The following is a 382-nucleotide window of genomic DNA, read 5'->3' on the forward strand; positions in this document are numbered from 1 at the left end:
CATTGTTCACTGCCGGATAGTCAACGCCATCCACAGTCACCACCACAGTCGCAGTAGGATCATCGATCGTACCGGTCAATGCAGGCGTTGTATCGTTCGTCGATACATCTGGGAAAGTAACTACTGGTGCGGTGGTATCAATGGTCACCACTGCTGTATCGGTACCCGCATTGCCTGCTGCATCTGTTGCCGTCACGGTAATGGTATGTGGACCATCAGTTAACGCAGGCAGTGTATTGTCTGCAAGCGTCCAGGTGCCGTCACCATTGTTCACTGCCGGATAGTCAACACCATCCACATTCACAACCACAGTCGCTGTCGGATCATCGATCGTACCGGTCAATGCAGGCGTTGTATCGTTCGTCGATACATCTGGGAAAGT

At 52.1% G+C, this 382-nt stretch carries 1 protein-coding gene; it reads right to left on the reverse strand.

Going from position 1 to position 382, the window contains the following annotated elements; all coding sequences use genetic code 11:
* On the reverse strand, nt 1-382 hold a 382-nt coding region (locus RFW85_RS18145), incomplete at both ends, for an Ig-like domain-containing protein (RefSeq protein WP_309171761.1).

It is taken from the genome of Acinetobacter sp. 12966 (genome assembly GCF_031196995.1).
GTDB lineage: Bacteria > Pseudomonadota > Gammaproteobacteria > Pseudomonadales > Moraxellaceae > Acinetobacter > Acinetobacter geminorum.